The organism is Secundilactobacillus oryzae JCM 18671 (assembly GCF_000740055.1).
Classification (GTDB): domain Bacteria; phylum Bacillota; class Bacilli; order Lactobacillales; family Lactobacillaceae; genus Secundilactobacillus; species Secundilactobacillus oryzae.
This window is the reverse complement of the sequence record NZ_BBJM01000087.1, coordinates 1-329: the sequence shown is the minus strand read 5'-3', so window position 1 is coordinate 329 and position 329 is coordinate 1. Positions and strand designations below refer to the sequence as shown.

At 39.8% G+C, this 329-nt stretch carries 1 pseudogene; it reads right to left on the bottom strand.

From position 1 onward, the window contains the following. Positions 1–287, bottom strand: a pseudogene (locus LOSG293_RS09880) (IS3 family transposase); the annotation flags it as partial. Positions 288–329 lie beyond the last annotated feature (42 nt).

Sequence of the window (329 nt, the reverse complement as noted above, 5' to 3'; positions counted from 1 at the left end):
TTTAGTGGCTTCAACGCAAACTCAAGAGTTGGATGTGCACTAATGTTAAATGCCAAAATTTCACCCGAAAATAAATCCATGATGGGCTCTAAATAGATTCGCTCACTTTGACTCATCTGACCGTATCGAAATTCACTAACGTCGGCGACAAGTTTTTGATATGGTCGATCTGTCTTGAATCGCCGGTGTAACTTGTTTTTGGCGATTCTATCAACAACTCCTTTGTATGAGTTATATTTACGAGTTTGCTTATTAAAGGCCTGACATGTCCAGCCTTGTTCCTTCATAATTCGGAGGACGCGTTTGTGATTAACTTTAAATCCCTGTTC